Annotated in this window: 15 protein-coding genes and 1 pseudogene; 11 read left to right on the top strand and 5 right to left on the bottom strand. The window is 67.9% G+C overall.

Features of this window, described 5'->3' with window-relative positions; translation table 11 throughout:
* Positions 1-237: 237 nt before the first annotated feature.
* Positions 238-450 carry a DUF1127 domain-containing protein gene (locus tag F3H57_RS07405; protein WP_223163003.1) on the bottom strand — a complete coding sequence of 71 codons (213 nt, stop codon included), beginning with the start codon at positions 448-450 and terminating at the stop codon, positions 238-240.
* A 1,094-nt stretch (positions 451-1,544) separates the two neighbouring features.
* Here F3H57_RS07405 and mraZ point away from each other — a divergent pair.
* The 10 genes from mraZ to F3H57_RS07355 all read left to right on the top strand — a co-directional run bounded on the left by mraZ (position 1,545) and on the right by F3H57_RS07355 (position 12,431).
* A complete protein-coding gene (gene mraZ, locus F3H57_RS07400; RefSeq protein ID WP_149755271.1) occupies positions 1,545-2,066 on the top strand; it encodes a division/cell wall cluster transcriptional repressor MraZ in 522 nt (173 codons plus the stop codon).
* Positions 2,067-3,044 carry a 16S rRNA (cytosine(1402)-N(4))-methyltransferase RsmH gene (rsmH, locus tag F3H57_RS07395; RefSeq protein ID WP_149755270.1) on the top strand — a complete coding sequence of 326 codons (978 nt, stop codon included), beginning with the start codon at positions 2,067-2,069 and terminating at the stop codon, positions 3,042-3,044.
* A complete protein-coding gene (ftsL, locus tag F3H57_RS07390; RefSeq protein WP_149755269.1) occupies positions 3,045-3,386 on the top strand; it encodes a cell division protein FtsL in 342 nt (113 codons plus the stop codon).
* Between the two features lies 1 nt (position 3,387).
* Entirely contained in the window at positions 3,388-5,169 is a 1,782-nt protein-coding gene (locus F3H57_RS07385) for a peptidoglycan D,D-transpeptidase FtsI family protein (RefSeq protein WP_149755268.1), read from the top strand.
* Between the two features lie 216 nt (positions 5,170-5,385).
* Positions 5,386-6,888 (top strand): UDP-N-acetylmuramoyl-L-alanyl-D-glutamate--2,6-diaminopimelate ligase, encoded by a 1,503-nt coding sequence (locus tag F3H57_RS07380; protein ID WP_188129625.1) that lies wholly within the window; start codon positions 5,386-5,388, stop codon positions 6,886-6,888.
* A gap of 2 nt (positions 6,889-6,890) precedes the next feature.
* Complete coding sequence (locus F3H57_RS07375) at positions 6,891-8,324, top strand: UDP-N-acetylmuramoyl-tripeptide--D-alanyl-D-alanine ligase (RefSeq protein ID WP_149755542.1); 1,434 nt, start codon at positions 6,891-6,893, stop codon at positions 8,322-8,324.
* Positions 8,325-8,367: 43 nt separating this feature from the next.
* Positions 8,368-9,450, top strand: a complete 1,083-nt coding sequence (gene mraY, locus F3H57_RS07370) for a phospho-N-acetylmuramoyl-pentapeptide-transferase (RefSeq protein ID WP_149755267.1) — start codon at positions 8,368-8,370, stop codon at positions 9,448-9,450.
* 246 nt (positions 9,451-9,696) lie between these two features.
* Complete coding sequence (gene murD / locus F3H57_RS07365) at positions 9,697-11,097, top strand: UDP-N-acetylmuramoyl-L-alanine--D-glutamate ligase (protein WP_149755266.1); 1,401 nt, start codon at positions 9,697-9,699, stop codon at positions 11,095-11,097.
* A 462-nt stretch (positions 11,098-11,559) separates the two neighbouring features.
* Entirely contained in the window at positions 11,560-12,141 is a 582-nt protein-coding gene (locus F3H57_RS07360; RefSeq protein WP_149755265.1) for a VOC family protein, read from the top strand.
* Positions 12,142-12,233: 92 nt separating this feature from the next.
* Positions 12,234-12,431 (top strand): CsbD family protein, encoded by a 198-nt coding sequence (locus F3H57_RS07355; RefSeq protein ID WP_149755264.1) that lies wholly within the window; start codon positions 12,234-12,236, stop codon positions 12,429-12,431.
* Positions 12,432-12,462: 31 nt separating this feature from the next.
* Here F3H57_RS07355 and F3H57_RS07350 read toward each other — a convergent pair whose 3' ends face one another.
* Positions 12,463-13,149, bottom strand: a complete 687-nt coding sequence (locus F3H57_RS07350) for a hypothetical protein (RefSeq protein WP_149755263.1) — start codon at positions 13,147-13,149, stop codon at positions 12,463-12,465.
* A 143-nt stretch (positions 13,150-13,292) separates the two neighbouring features.
* On the opposite strand from F3H57_RS07350, the gene F3H57_RS07345 reads away from it, so the two are divergent.
* Positions 13,293-13,628 carry a hypothetical protein gene (locus F3H57_RS07345; protein WP_149755262.1) on the top strand — a complete coding sequence of 112 codons (336 nt, stop codon included), beginning with the start codon at positions 13,293-13,295 and terminating at the stop codon, positions 13,626-13,628.
* 47 nt (positions 13,629-13,675) lie between these two features.
* Here the strand turns inward: F3H57_RS07345 and F3H57_RS07340 are convergent, their stop codons facing one another.
* From F3H57_RS07340 to F3H57_RS22130, 3 genes and pseudogenes are all read right to left on the bottom strand, one after another.
* On the bottom strand, positions 13,676-13,876 hold the full coding sequence (locus tag F3H57_RS07340) for a hypothetical protein (protein ID WP_149755261.1): 201 nt from the start codon (positions 13,874-13,876) through the stop codon (positions 13,676-13,678).
* A 94-nt stretch (positions 13,877-13,970) separates the two neighbouring features.
* Positions 13,971-14,276 (bottom strand): hypothetical protein, encoded by a 306-nt coding sequence (locus F3H57_RS07335; protein ID WP_149755260.1) that lies wholly within the window; start codon positions 14,274-14,276, stop codon positions 13,971-13,973.
* Between the two features lie 18 nt (positions 14,277-14,294).
* A pseudogene (locus F3H57_RS22130) lies at positions 14,295-14,614 on the bottom strand (hypothetical protein); the annotation flags it as partial.

Raw genomic sequence — 14,614 nt, 5'->3', positions numbered from 1 at the left:
CGGAGCGGGAAGGAGCCTTTCGGCCTGTCCCGCGATGTATGGTGCCAAGCCTGCGGCCCGAATGGCCGGCTCAGCTGTCTCTTGATCGAACCGGATGTGGCCGGATGCGGCCATCTTCCCGATCTTCTGCGGCGAAACCTACGGAACTGCCGAAAAGTTTCTGCGCTGCGACATCTTGTTTTTCATAGGTGTGCGATCGAACCGATCACTGCCCATTTTTAGTGCGGTATGGTGACGTTACGCCTCGTGAGCCGCCTGCCATGCGATGCTGCGCAGCTGCGACCGGTGCAGGCCGAGATCGGCCAGCTCGCGATTGCTGAGCGCGGCGAGTTCATTCAAGGTCCGCTTGTAGACGCGGCGACGCTCCAGCGCGGCGCGCCAGTCGGCGGCGAGGTTGGAAAGGCGAACGCCGAATGCGTTCTGCGGGATCGTTCTGGTTGCCTGTGCCAAAGCAAACTCCATCGGCTTGCGTGTCTGTCTTCGTCTCTGTGTTGACGCTAACTTGGCGCTGATGCTGCAGTTGCACAATGCCCGTATCGGCAATGCTGCCATGCAGAAAGCGCAACTGGAAAATGCTTAATAATCAGCCGGTTCCATTTTCCGTTTCATGTGGACGTAAGGTCATTTGCGACCTGTGTCCGTCTGGCTGCACCCGAAATGACCGATCTCTCGCGCATGGCCTGAATTCAGTTGCCCGGAACGCACCCTCAGGTTGACGGCCCTTTGGGCGTGCCTCGAGGGCATGCCCATCCCGTCCCATCCCATATTGGTCCCCGCCCGGCTGGCGCGCAGCGCAACATTGCCCTCGAAGATCGGAGCGTTCGTGCGGGAGGAACTGCCCGGTAAGGCACACGCCCGCGTGCGCGCGCGAGGCGGGCGCGTGCGGGCAGCGAAGAGTGCGGCGCTCTGGAGGCGCGTGGCCCCAGGTGCATTCGAGGTTTCGTGGGAATTCATGGGATGTCTATGGGCCTGCCTGGGAGTCGCCGCCGGAATCGCCGGAATCGCCCCTTGGCAGTCAGTTTTTTGCTGGCAAGAGGCTCGATGTGGCGGATGAGCCACGTTTTCGGACTTCCGAATATTGCGCTGGACAGGAAAGTTCGCACCCATCGCTCGCCCTCAAAATTTACAGATATTGTGATGAGGGCGCGTGGAAGCCGCTACATCGGCGCGCGAATCCGAGAATCGTCCACCTAAATGTTGTTATCCACAGGGGGTGTGAGCAACATTCTGTGCCGGGTGGGGCATTTTCCCATTGTTCACCACGTTTTCCCGTGGCATAACATTTTCATCGACGAGGGACGGAGCAAACAGCGGAAAGCGCAACAAACCGCTAAAAAACTCCAAAAAAACTGGCAGGTTTCATACAGGCACCTCCGCCTCTCGTCGACACATCGGTATTCGGGCTAGCGCGGGCGAGCAGACATCCCCCAGGTGGCGCGCGCTCTCGGATCCTCCCGCCCAAGCGGGACCAGGCGGCGGGTGATCAATGGCAGCTGATCACCCGCCGCATTTCGTTTCGAGGGGGCAGAGAGGGGCCGCTAGGCGTGGGCCGCAGGCTGAGGTTCAGGGGCGAAAGTCGGCACAAGGTCGACGGCAAGGGCCGCGTGTCCGTGCCCGCAGCCTATCGCCGTGTCCTTGAAGCCGGCGACCCCGACTGGACCCCCGGCGACGACCCCGGCCTCGTGATCGTCTACGGCGACCACCGCCGCAAGTACCTCGAATGCTACACGATCAAGGAGTTCGAGGCGGTCGAGGAGCGCATCTCCCGCATGAAGCGCGGCAGCCAGAAGCGCCGCATCCTCGAGCGTCTGTTCTCTTCGCAATCGCTGGTCACGTCCATCGACAATACCGGCCGGATCGTCCTGTCGGCCAAGCTGCGCGCCAAGGTCGGCATCGCCGACGAGGCGCAGTTCGCATCGAACCTCGACACCTTCCAGATCTGGGAGCCGTCGGCCTACGAGGCCGAGGAAATGGCCCGCACCGAGGATTACCTCGACGAGATGCCCGAGGACTTCGATCCGCTCGAACTTCTGGACGACGACGAGGACGAAGAGGAGGCGGTCTGAATGACGGCCCCCGCGGCGCCGCATATCCCCGTTCTGTTGCGGCCCATCCTCGCCGCGGCGGATCCCGTCTCCGGGACCTGGATCGACGGCACGTTCGGGGCGGGGGGCTATGCCAAGGGGCTGCTCGACGCCGGGGCGGGGCACGTCGTCGGCATAGACCGTGACCCCCTGGCACACGAGATGGCCGCGCCCTGGGCGGCGGAATACGGCGACCGCCTGCGGCTGGTCGAGGCCAATTTCGCGCAGATGGACGAGGTTGCGAGCGGCGTCGACGGCGTCGTGCTCGACCTCGGCGTCTCCTCGATGCAGCTCGACCGGGCCGAGCGCGGCTTTTCCTTCCAGAAGGACGGCCCGCTCGACATGCGGATGAGCCAGTCCGGCCCGACCGCGGCGGACCTGGTGAACGAGCTGCCCGAGGCCGCACTTGCCGAAATCCTTTTCGTCTACGGCGAGGAGCGCGCCTCGCGCCGGATCGCCAAGGCGATCGTGCGCGAGCGCACCGAAGCGCCGATCGAGACGACCGAGCGGCTGTCGCATATCGTCGAAGGCTGCCTGCCGCGCCAGAAACCCGGTCAGTCGCACCCGGCAACACGCAGCTTCCAGGCGCTGCGAATCGCGGTCAACGATGAATACGCCGCCCTGCACGAAGGGCTCCTGGCCGCGGAACGCGCGCTTGCGCCCGGCGGGCTTCTGGCCGTGGTCACCTTCCATTCGGTCGAGGACCGCATGGTCAAGCGCTTCCTGCAGATCCGCGCCGGCCAGACCGGCCGCGCCAACCGCTTCCAGCCGCTGGTCGAGGAGCCGGAGCCGCAGTTCACGCTGGTCTCCAAGAAGGCCATCGGCCCTGACGCCGAAGAGCTGGAGGCCAACCCGCGCGCGCGCTCGGCCAAGCTGCGGCTCGCCCGGCGCACCGAGGCGGCCGCGCAGGCCATCGACCCCGCCGACATCGCCACGCCCAGACTCAAGGGAGCCAGATAGATGCGCACATTGATCTACGTGATGACCGCGCTCGCCGTGATCGGCCTCGCTTTCTGGGCCTATCACGAGAATTACAAGACGCAGGCGGCGCTGTCGGAATCGCAGCGCCTCTCGCGCGAGATCGGGCAGGCGCACGAACGGCTCGCCGTATTGCGCGCCGAATGGGCCTATCTCAACCGCCCCGACCGGCTGCGCGACCTCGCGGAGATCAATTTCGACCGCCTGGGCCTTCTGCCGTTCCTGCCCGAACAATTCGGCCGCGCCGACCAGATCGCCTATCCCCGGCCCGAGACGGTGGATCTCGACGGGACCGTGGACATCACCTCTGCCGGAGCCGACTGACATGATCCGCACGCCGCTTCGCCCGCTCGCCCGAATCCTCGACGCCCGCCAGAACGGCGAGAACCCGGACGCCATCGAGCGCGAGAATCTGCGTATCCGGCACGAGCAGATGCGCGATCGCGCCCGCACCCGTGCCGAAAGCCGCCTTTTGGTGCTGGCCGTGGTGTTTTTCTGCGCCTTCACGGTGATCGGCGCACGCATGGGCGTGCTTGCGGCGACAGAGCCGGCCGAGCCCCGCGCGCAGGCGCCGGGCGCGGCGATCGTGTCGGGCCGCGCCGACATCGTCGACCGTCGCGGCCGGGTCCTGGCCACGAACATGGAGACCCATTCGCTCTATGCCCATCCGCAGCAGATGATCGAACCGGCGCGCGCGGTCGACGAGCTGATGAAGATCTTTCCCGATCTCGACCGCGAACGGCTGACCCGCGACTTCACCGGCAAGCGCAAGTTCGTCTGGGTGCGCAAGACGCTCTCGCCCGAGCAGAAGCAGGCGGTGCACGACATCGGCGAGCCGGGCCTCCTGTTCGGTCCGCGCGACATGCGCCTCTATCCCAACGGCAAGCTGGCGAGCCACGTGCTCGGCGGAACCCGGTTCGGGCAGGAGGGCGTGCATTCGGCCGAGGTGCTGGGCTCCGCGGGGCTCGAGCGCTTTCTCGACGATGAGTTGCGCGATCCCGCACGTCAGGGCCGCCCGGTGGAGCTGTCGCTCGACCTGACCGTGCAGGCGGCGGTCGAACGGGTGCTCGCCGGCGGCATGACGCTGATGAACGCCAAGGGTGCGGCGGCGGTGTTGATGGACGTCGATAGCGGCGAGGTGATCTCCATCGCCTCGCTGCCGGACTTCGATCCAAATGCGCGGCCGCTGCCGCCGACCTCCGGCTCCCCGGCCGACAGCCCGATCTTCAACCGCGCGGTGCAGGGGGTCTACGAGCTCGGCTCGGTTTTCAAGATCTTCGCCGCCGCCCAGGCCATCGACCTCGGCCTGGTGCATCCGCAGACGGTGATCGATACCAGCCCGCCGCTCAAGGTCGGCGGCTTCAGCATCGGCGAGTTTAACGGCAAGAACTACGGTCTTCAGAGTGTCGAGGAGATCATCGTCAATTCCTCGAATCGCGGCACCGCCCGCCTCGCGCTGTCGATCGGCGCCACGCGGCAGCAGGAATTCCTGAAATCGCTCGGCTTCTTCGAGCCCACGCCGCTCGAGATCGTGGAGGCCAAGGGCGGCGCTCCGCTCTTGCCGAAGACGTGGAAGGAGCTGTCGAGCGTAACCATCTCCTACGGCCACGGCCTGTCGTCGTCGCCGCTGCACCTCGCGGCGGGTTACGCTGCGATCGCCAATGGCGGCCACGTGGTGAAGCCGACGCTGCTGCGGCAGTCGGGCCCGCGCCTCGGCCCCCGCGTGATGAGCCGCGAGGCCGCCGAGGCGGCGCAGGTGATGCTGCGCAAGGTGGTGACGGAGGGGACGGCGAGCTTCGGCGAGGTGCCGGGCTACCACGTCGCCGGCAAGACCGGCACCGCGGACAAGCCGCGCGAACGCGGCGGCGGCTACTACAAGGACAAGGTCATCGCGACCTTCGCCACGATGTTCCCGGCCACGGATCCCAAATACGTGCTGATCGTGTCCCTCGACGAGCCGGTGGAAACGACGGGGCGTATCCCGCGCCGCACCGCCGGCTGGACCGCCGTGCCCGTCGCGCGCGAGATGATCGGCCGCATCGCGCCGCTTCTCGGACTGCGCCCCGATTTCGATGCGAAGACGGGCCTTGTCCTGGCGAGCGAATGAAAGGGCGCGACGGCCTGCGTCTTCGGGCGCCAAATACTCCGGGGAGCGCGAGGGGCCGGCCCCTCGCTCCCGACCTTTCGGCTCGCGCTTCGGGTGCATCCTGTCGCTGTAGGGTGGGCAATCGGCCCACCTTCGCAACGGCGCTGACGCGCCGCCGCACCCTTCCGCCGGCCCGCTGCACCTGATACCTGAAGCGAAAACCAGGAGGCACCGACGATGACCCGGGGGCAGCGCGTGGATGGCACCACCAAGTCACTGAGCGAACTGGGCCTGACCGCCCGCGGCGGCCGGGACGCCACCGTCACCGGCCTCGCCGTCGATTCCCGTGAGGTGCAGGACGGATTTCTCTTCGCCGCATTGCCGGGCACACGCGTGCATGGCGGCGAATTCATCCAGTACGCGCTGCGCATGGGCGCGGCGGCGATCCTCACCGATGCCGAGGGCGCCCGCATCGCGGCGGAGGAGCTCGAGGCCTCCGATGCCGCCCTGATCGTCGCCGCCGAGCCGCGCCAGGCGCTGGCGATGACCGCGGCGCTGTGGTTCGGCGCTCAGCCCGAGGTGATGGCCGCGGTCACCGGCACCAACGGCAAGACCTCCGTCGCCACTTTCACCCGGATGATCTGGCAGGAACTCGGCCTGCGCGCCGTGAACCTCGGCACTACCGGGGTCGAGGGCGATTGGCACACCCCGCTCAAGCACACCACGCCCGAGCCGATCACGCTGCACCGCGCACTCGCACAGGCGGCGCGCGCCGGGGTCGATCACGCGGCGATGGAGGCCTCGTCGCACGGGCTCGACCAGCGCCGGCTCGACGGCGTGCACCTGCGCGCCGCGGGCTTCACCAATTTCAGCCAGGATCACCTCGATTACCATGCCAGCTTCGAGGATTACTTCGCGGCAAAGGCCGGTCTTTTCGCGCGCGTGTTGCCCGAGGACGGCACCGCGGTCGTCAACATCGAGGACGCGCGCGGCGTCGACATCGTCGCCATGGCACAGGCGCGCGGCCAGTCGGTACTGACCGTCGGCCGCGAGGAAGGCGCCGATATCTGCCTGATGGCGCAGCGGTTCGACCCCAAGGGCCAGGAGGTGCGCCTGCGCCACGCCGGCACGGTGCGGCAGGTGCCGCTGAACCTCATCGGCGGCTTTCAGGCAGAGAACGTGCTCGTGGCCGCCGGCCTCGCCATCGCTTGCGGGGCGGAGCCCGAGGACGTGTTCGCCGTCCTGCCGCGGCTTGAGACGGTGCGCGGGCGGATGCAGCTGGCCGCCACCCGCACGAACGGCGCCACCGTCTTCGTCGACTACGCCCACACGCCCGGCGCGGTCGAGACCGCCCTGCAGGCGCTGCGCCCGCATGTCATGGGCCGGCTGGTCGCCATCGTCGGCGCCGGCGGCGACCGCGACCGCGGCAAACGCCCGCTGATGGGGCAGGCGGCGGCGGCCCATGCCGATCTCGTCATCGTCACCGACGACAATCCTCGCACCGAGGATCCCGCCTCGATCCGCGCCGCCGTGAGGGATGGCGCGCCCGAGGCGATCGAGGTCGGTGACCGCGCCGAGGCGATCCTGCGCGGCGTCGACGCGCTCGGTCCCGGCGACGCGCTGCTGATCTGCGGCAAGGGCCACGAGACCGGCCAGATCGTCGGCGACACGACCTACCCGTTCGACGATGCCGAACAGGCCTCGGTCGCGGTTGCGGCGCTCGACGGGTGGGCGTCTTGAGCGTGCTCTGGTCCTCGGACGAGGCGGTCGCGGCTACCGGCGGCACCAGCACGGCGGAGTGGAGCGCACGGGGCGTGTCCATCGACACCCGAACGATCCGCCGCGGCGATCTTTTCGTGGCGCTGAAGGCGGCGCGCGACGGGCACGACTTCGTTGTCCAGGCGCTCGAGAAGGGCGCAGCCGCCGCGCTTGTGTCGCACCGGCCCGAGGGCGTGGCCGAGGACGCGCCTCTCCTGATCGTGGATGACGTACAGGCCGGACTTGAGGCGCTCGGCCGCTGGGGCCGGGCGCGGATGAAGGGCAAGGTTGTTGCCGTCACCGGTTCGGTCGGCAAGACCTCGACCAAGGAAATGCTGCGCCAGGTGCTGTCGGGGCAGGGCCGCACCCATGCGGCGGAGGCGTCCTACAACAACCATTGGGGCGTGCCGCTGACGCTGGCGCGGATGCCGCTCGATACCGAATTCGCGGTCTGCGAGATCGGCATGAACCATCCGGGAGAGATCGCGCCGCTGTCGCGGCTTGTCCGCCCGGACGTGGCCATCGTCACCACCGTCGCGCCGGCGCACCTCGCCGCGTTCGAGTCGATCGAGGCGATCGCGCACGAGAAGGCCTCCATCGCCGAGGGGCTGACCCCGGGCGGCACCGCGATCCTGAACGGCGATCTGCCGACGTCGCCGATCCTGATCGCGGCGGCCGAGCGGGCGGGCGCGACGATCCGCACCTTCGGGGAATCCAGCGCCTGCCACAACCGGGTCACGGACATCCGCATCGGCGACCACGTCACCGTGGCCGAGGGCCGCGCCTGGCGTGCGCCCATCCTCTACAAGGTGGCCGTGCCGGGACGGCATTTCGCGGTCAACGCGATGGCGGTGCTGGCGGCGGCGCGGGCGCTGGGGCTCGACCGGGCGCGGTCGGTCTGCGATCTGGGCCGCTGGCAGCCGCCGGCGGGACGCGGCCTGCGCGAGGTCATCGCGCTCGACCCGGTGGAGACGACGCAGGCCTTCGAGCTGATCGACGACGCCTACAACGCCAATCCGACCTCGATGGAGGCCGCGCTCGAGGTTTTGGCGGCGGCCAATGTCACCCACGACCTTGGCCGCGTCGCGCGCGGCCGGCGCATTGCCTATCTCGGCGACATGGGCGAGCTCGGGGACGGGGAGGTGGCCTGTCACCGCGACCTCGCAGCGCTGCCGCACATGCAGTCGCTCGATGCGGTGCACACCGTAGGTCCGCTGATGCGGCACCTCCACGAGGCGCTGCCGCCCGAACGCCGCGGCCGCTGGACCGAGACCGCCGCCGAGATGGAGGCGGGGTTGCGCCGCGATCTCGACGCCGGCGACGTCGTGCTGGTGAAGGGCTCGAACTACATGGGGCTGTCGCGCCTGGTCGGTGCGATCCGCAAGATGGGCCGGGCGGCCCTCGCCCCCGACGATTGAGGCAACGACCCCGCGCAAGAGCCGGGGCAGGTGGGAGACGTTCATGCTCTACTGGCTGACCGAGCTGTCGGATGGCGGCGGGGCCTTCAACCTTTTCCGGTACATCACGTTCCGGGCGGGCGGCGCGTTCCTGACGGCGCTGCTGTTCGGGTTCCTGTTCGGGCCGCCGCTCATCAACGTGCTGCGCCTGCGGCAGGGCAAGGGCCAGCCGATCCGCACCGACGGGCCGGAGACGCACTTCACCAAGGCCGGCACGCCGACCATGGGCGGTTTGCTGATCGTCGGGGCGCTGCTCAGTTCCACGATCCTCTGGGCGCGGCTCGACAATCCGTTCGTGTGGATGGTGCTGTTCGTGACCATGGCCTACGCGGCGATCGGCTTCGCCGACGATTACGCCAAGGTCAGCAAGCAGAACGCGGCGGGGCTGTCGTCGAAGATGCGGCTGCTGCTCGGCTTCGTGATCGCGGCGATCGCCTCCACCTGGGCGGCCTTCTATCATCCGCCCGATCTGTCGTGGAACCTGGCGCTGCCGGTCTTCAAGAATACGCTGATCCACCTGGGCTGGTTCTTCGTGCCCTTCGCGATGATCGTCATCGTCGGCGCGGCCAATGCCGTGAACCTCACCGACGGCCTCGACGGGCTGGCGATCATGCCGGTGATGATCGCCGGCGGCACGCTGGGTATCATCGCCTATGCGGTGGGGCGGGTCGACTTCACCGAGTATCTCGATGTGCACTACGTGCCGGGCACGGGCGAAATCCTGATCTTCAGCGCCGCTCTCTTCGGCGGGGGGCTGGGGTTCCTGTGGTACAACGCGCCGCCCGCGGCGGTGTTCATGGGCGATACCGGGTCGCTGGCGCTCGGCGGCGCGCTCGGGGCGATCGCCGTGGCGACCAAGCACGAGATCGTGCTGGCCATCGTCGGCGGGCTCTTTGTTGTCGAGGCGCTGTCGGTGATCATCCAGGTGCTCTATTTCAAGCGCACCGGCAAGCGCGTCTTCCTGATGGCGCCGATCCACCACCACTACGAGAAGAAGGGCTGGGCCGAGCCACAGATCGTCATCCGCTTCTGGATCATCGCGCTGATCCTGGCGCTGATCGGGCTGGCCACGCTCAAGGTGCGGTAATCCGGCGGAGCGCGGGCCCCGGGGGCCCGCGCGCTGGTCTGCCGGCGCGTCGGCCGCCGCCCCGGGTGTGCGTGGCCGGCGTGACACGCTGTTCGGCCGGGCCGCGTGTGACGCGGGCGTTGCCTCCGGCGGGAGTTTTTTGGGACGAGAAGAAGGAGGGCGGCGTCCGGAAGGGCCTGCCGCCGCTTTCCAAGGGCCGGGACCTGCGCTAGCCCGTGGGCGGCGTTGCACGATCGGGAGGCGCGGATGATTGCGGTCGGTGGATATGAAGGCGAGCGCGTGGCGATCCTCGGGCTCGGACGCTCCGGGCTGTCGGCGGCGCGGGCTCTGGCCGCCGGCGGAGCGCGGCCGGTGCTGTGGGACGACAACCCCGACGCGCGCGCCCGCGCCGAGGGCGAGGGGTTCGAGCTGCGCGATCTCGGCCGGGAAGGGGCGTTCGCCGACGTGGTGGCGCTTGTGACCTCGCCGGGGATCCCGCATCTTTATCCCGCGCCGAACCCGATGATTGCCGCCGCCTGGGAGGCGGGCGTGCCGGTGGACAACGATATCGGGCTGTTCTTTCGCGCGCTGGGGCAGGGGGCGTGGGACGATCTCGACACGCCGCCGCGGGTCGTGGCAGTGACCGGATCGAACGGCAAGTCCACCACCTCGGCACTGATCCATCACGTGCTGGAGAGCGCCGGGCGCCCCGCGCAGCTGGCCGGGAATATCGGGCGCGGCGTGCTGGATATCGACCCGCCGGGCGAGGCCGGGGTGATCGTTCTGGAGCTGTCCTCCTACCAGACGGATCTGGCGCGGGCGCTGACGCCGGATATCGCCGTCTTCACCAACCTGACGCCCGATCACCTCGACCGGCATGGCGGGCTCGGCGGGTATTTCGCGGCGAAGCGCCGGCTCTTTGCCGAGGGCGGTCCCGACCGCGCCATCATAGGCGTCGACGAGCCCGAGGGGCGCTCCCTTGCCAACCAGCTGTCGACCGCGCCCTCGGACGACCGGGTGATCCGGGTGTCCTCTGGCGCGAAACTGTCGGGGCCGGGCTGGCAGGTATTCGCGCGGAAGGGCTACCTGGCCGAATGGCGCAAGGGCCGGCAGGTCGGCGCGATCGACCTGCGCGAGATCCGCGGACTGCCGGGCGCGCACAACCACCAGAACGCCTGCGCCGCCTATGCCGCCTGTCGTGCGCTCGGCCTCGGGCCGCGCCAGATCGAGGCGGGCTTCCGAAGTTTCGAGGGGCTGCCGCATCGCAGCCAGATCGTCGCCGAGGCGAACGGCGTGACATTCGTGAACGATTCCAAGGCGACCAACGTCGATTCGGCGCTGAAGGCGCTGATGGCGTTCGACCGGGTGCGCTGGATCTGCGGCGGGCTGATGAAGGAAGGTGGGCTGTCGGCGCTGGCGCCGGGGCTCGAGCATGTCGTGAAGGCCTACGTGATCGGCCGCGAGGCGGCGGGTTTTGCGCTGGAGCTGTCCGGGGTGGAGGCCGAGACCTGCACCCACATGGAGACGGCGGTCGCCCGCGCCGTGGCGGAGGCGGAGCCGGGCGAGACGGTGCTGCTGGCGCCGGCGGCGGCCAGCTTCGATCAATACGACAATTTCGAGAAGCGCGGCGAGGATTTCGCGACGCGGGTGCGGGCGGCAGTGGGATAGGCGGAGGCGCGGAGACATGTCTGCCGGAGACCCCGTCCGGGGCCGGCGTTGTGCACCGCACAGGCGCGTTCGCCTTGGCCCGCCAGACCGTGTCGGGAGACAGCCGGGTCCGGCAGACAATCTGACATTTCCGGGAGGCCGCGGCGCCGACCGGCCCGAGCGTGCGCACCCGGTCAAAGCACTCCTTGCGCATCGCGTCACCGGGCTCGGCCTGTGCTGCGGCGATTTCGCGCCCGCATGTTGCCGAACATCCCGGACGTTCGGCGAGGCTCGACGACACCTGTCAGCCGGTGAGCGCGACCCTCGCGAGCCGCGGCAAAGGGTCCGACGTCGAGCGTGGGCGCCGTCCGGCGCGGGCCGAAACCCGCCAAGCGGGCCCGGCTCGGTTGACTCTGACGACCCCTCGCCCTCGGACGGCCCCGCGCTATCCTTCCGCGCGTAGCGACAGGGAAGGGGCGCGCCATGCGAAAGCTTCAGACACAGGGCGTGCATCACATCACGCTGACCGGCGCGGACCGGCAAGGCACGATCGACTTCTGGGAAGGCGTGCTTGGCATGCCGTTCGTCTTCGACCAGCCGAACCTCGACGATCCGGACGAGGGGCACCTCTATTTCGATCCCGGGGACGGGCGGCTCATCACCATCTTCACCAACGAGACGCGCGCGCCCGTGCACGACCGCACGCCGACCGATCCGGGCTGCGTGCATCATATCGCGTTCAACGTCAGCCGCGCGACCTGGCTGCAGGTGGAGCAGCGTCTGAACGATCGGGGCATCCGCCATTCCGGGCCGAAGGACCGCGGCTTCATGGATTCGATCTACTTCAAGGATCCGCTGGGCCTGCTGATCGAGCTGGCGACCTACAAGTTCGAGCCACCCCTCGGCTGCAGCCATGCCGACGTGATGATCGAGGCGCACCGGATCCGCGTCGCCGCCGGCGACCACCACATTGCGGAGGTGCATCTGGCGGACGCGATCGAGCGGCTGGTGGAGCGGCGCCAGATGACGCTGTCGGAGAACCGCGGCCCGCGCGATCCCTACTAGGCCGGACTCCGCCTGACGCGCCGTCCACGTGCCGCAACCTTTCGCGCCGGGTATGCGTTCGGAGGGTGAAACGTCATTCAGGAGGCACCGACATGAACTGGGACCAGGTTCAAGGCAAATGGCAGCAGCTTCAGGGCGAGGCGCGCCAGCAATGGGGCAAGCTCACCGACGACGACGTCCAGTGGGCCGCGGGCGACCGTGAGAAGCTCGCCGGACGGCTGCAGGAGCGCTACGGCCATTCCAAGGAAGAGGCGCAGCGCGAAGTGGATTCTTGGATCGCGCGTCTGTGATCCGCGGCGCGGGCGGCTGTGGTCGCCCGCGTTAGCGCTCGGCGCGGCAAATCCCCTCGATCTCCGCGCCGGCCCACGGAATCCGCACCTCCGCCCCTTCAAGAGCGGCGTCGAGGCGCGAGAGATCCATCTCGGCCGAAATCATCCGGTGCAGGCGCTCCGTTCGCGGCGCGTCGGGGTCGAGAAGACGGCAGCATACCCATTCCTCGACGATCGTGCCCTGCTGTTCGTAGCCGTGGTCGAGGAACCGCGAGTCGGTGTCCGGCTCGATCAGGTACGGGTCGGAGCTGCGCACGTGTTCGAACGCGGCACGCAACGGATGGTAGCCCGTGCGCGCCCGGTTCTGCCATTGCCAGACATGCGTCATCTCGTGCGCGAAGAGCATGGTGGAGACAAGGTCCACGCGGCCCGGAAACCCTTCGAGGAAATCGTCCCGGTAGAGGTCGTCGCGGTAGAGAATGCGGTTGAAAAAGGTGGTTGCGCCGGGCGAGACGGTGACCGTTTCTCCCTGCGAGGGGGGCCAGATCCGTTCCTGGCAGGTCAATCGCGGGCGCACCGGGCGCTGGAAGGTGACGGACCCCGCGAAATGCCCGTCATGGAAACGCACGCGCGCCGGGTCGATCGCCGACCCCTGCAGCGCGGTGGCGAAGGCGGTCTCGTTCGGGGTGAGGGGCCGGCCGCAAGCGGCCAGCAGAAGGAGGAGCAGAAGCGCGCGCATGGCTGCAAGGAAGCCCGGATGCGCGCGGTGCGCAAGGGGGTAGGGCAGCGGCCACACGATTGTAAATTGGCGCTCGGACGTGCATATTGGGTGGATCGACGCGAACGGGGGGCGCGCCAAGAGACGACGCGAGGACGTGACCCATGGACGCGACGGAACGATCGCTGCTGGCGGCAGAGGCCGCGCTTGGCCTTCTGGGCCCGGACGAGCGCGCGTCGGTGTCCCGCAAGCTGTCGAGCGATCCCGCGATGCGCGCCGACCATACCTTCTGGACCGAGCATTTCGCCCGGATGCTCTCGGGCATTGAGGAGGTGCCGCCGCGGCCCGGCGTGAAGGCGGGGCTGGAAGAGCGGCTGTTCGGCGCACCGGACCGCACGCTCTGGGCGGATCTCATGGCGCCGGAGAATCGCGGCGTGCTCGCGCTCGTCGTGGGTGCGAAAATCGCGGTGCTGGCGCTGCTGCTGGCGTATTTCCTATGAGGTGAGCGGGCGGTGGGCAGAGTGCCCACCCTACGAAGCGGCCCGCCTCAGGCGGCAGCGGTGCCGCGCCCCAGCGTGCGGTGGATGACGCCCCAGACCATGATCGCGGTGACGAGCGTCGCCACGAGGGCCACCCCGACGAGTCCGAGCTGCCCTTTCGGCAGCGCGAAGGCGGCAACGGCGATCAGGGGGACGTGCACGAGCCCGAAGCAGGAGAGCTGCAACTTGCGCAGAGTGGTGCGGGTCATGGCGGGCCTCCCTCGGGACGGTGGGTTATTCGTGTGAGAGTTGTAGCAGGGTGGGGGGGAGGGGCAAGAGTTTCAGATGAGTATGCCAGTTGCGTCAGGTTCGGCTGTACGCCTTGTTAATCTCTTCGCGCATTTTGGGGTTCTCGTACAACTGTAAGGCTCTGGAAGCCTCTAACAAATCTCGCGAAACTCCTTCCAGACCAGGTTGCTCCATCATTATCCGGCCAAAACCTTCAGCTGAAAATGTAACGATTGACGTGATTGTGAGGGCGATTTCGTCAAATGTTTTGGTTGCGAGGTGTTCTTTATCTTTACTAAATATTTCAGTAGAGTAATAGGTGCAGTGAGCGACTTCGGAAGCTAATGAATGGGCCATTTGCTCGACTAGCTGAAAAGCCACACCTGATTCGTGGCGATGTCAGCATAGCGTGTTGGCAGGCCGCGGCGTATCGAGGAATGCCTTGAAGATGGAAAGGTAATCGCGGTCGCCATTCTCACGGGCAGCGTGCCACCGGCCATAGGCCCTGAGGTTGCGCGAAGCCGGGCCGCAGAATGGGCGGATGAAGTCCCGGTAGCGGCTGATCAGGGCGTTCACGGTGTTGATGTGATGGGTCTTCGGCATACGGCGAGACCGCTTCCCGCCGTTCAGCGCGAAGTGCGTGATGCGGGTGGTCTTTGCGATCGCCTCGTAGGTGGCGTGGCCATCGGTGCAGAGCACAGCGTCCGCCGCCATCGTTG

Source organism: Roseivivax sediminis, assembly GCF_900112685.1.
GTDB classification, from domain to species: Bacteria; Pseudomonadota; Alphaproteobacteria; order Rhodobacterales; family Rhodobacteraceae; genus Roseivivax; species Roseivivax sediminis.
Note: the sequence above shows the minus strand (reverse complement) of the source record. Positions and strands in the feature narration are given on the sequence as shown.

Coding starts and splice junctions, on each gene's coding strand:
- rsmH (WP_149755270.1), top strand. CDS start 2,067: ATGACGGCCCCCGCGGCGCCGCATATCCCCGTTCTGTTGCGGCCCATC.
- ftsL (WP_149755269.1), top strand. CDS start 3,045: ATGCGCACATTGATCTACGTGATGACCGCGCTCGCCGTGATCGGCCTC.
- F3H57_RS07385 (WP_149755268.1), top strand. CDS start 3,388: ATGATCCGCACGCCGCTTCGCCCGCTCGCCCGAATCCTCGACGCCCGC.
- F3H57_RS07380 (WP_188129625.1), top strand. CDS start 5,386: ATGACCCGGGGGCAGCGCGTGGATGGCACCACCAAGTCACTGAGCGAA.
- mraY (WP_149755267.1), top strand. CDS start 8,368: ATGCTCTACTGGCTGACCGAGCTGTCGGATGGCGGCGGGGCCTTCAAC.
- murD (WP_149755266.1), top strand. CDS start 9,697: ATGATTGCGGTCGGTGGATATGAAGGCGAGCGCGTGGCGATCCTCGGG.
- F3H57_RS07360 (WP_149755265.1), top strand. CDS start 11,560: ATGCGAAAGCTTCAGACACAGGGCGTGCATCACATCACGCTGACCGGC.
- F3H57_RS07355 (WP_149755264.1), top strand. CDS start 12,234: ATGAACTGGGACCAGGTTCAAGGCAAATGGCAGCAGCTTCAGGGCGAG.
- F3H57_RS07350 (WP_149755263.1), bottom strand. CDS start 13,149: ATGCGCGCGCTTCTGCTCCTCCTTCTGCTGGCCGCTTGCGGCCGGCCC.
- F3H57_RS07345 (WP_149755262.1), top strand. CDS start 13,293: ATGGACGCGACGGAACGATCGCTGCTGGCGGCAGAGGCCGCGCTTGGC.
- F3H57_RS07340 (WP_149755261.1), bottom strand. CDS start 13,876: ATGACCCGCACCACTCTGCGCAAGTTGCAGCTCTCCTGCTTCGGGCTC.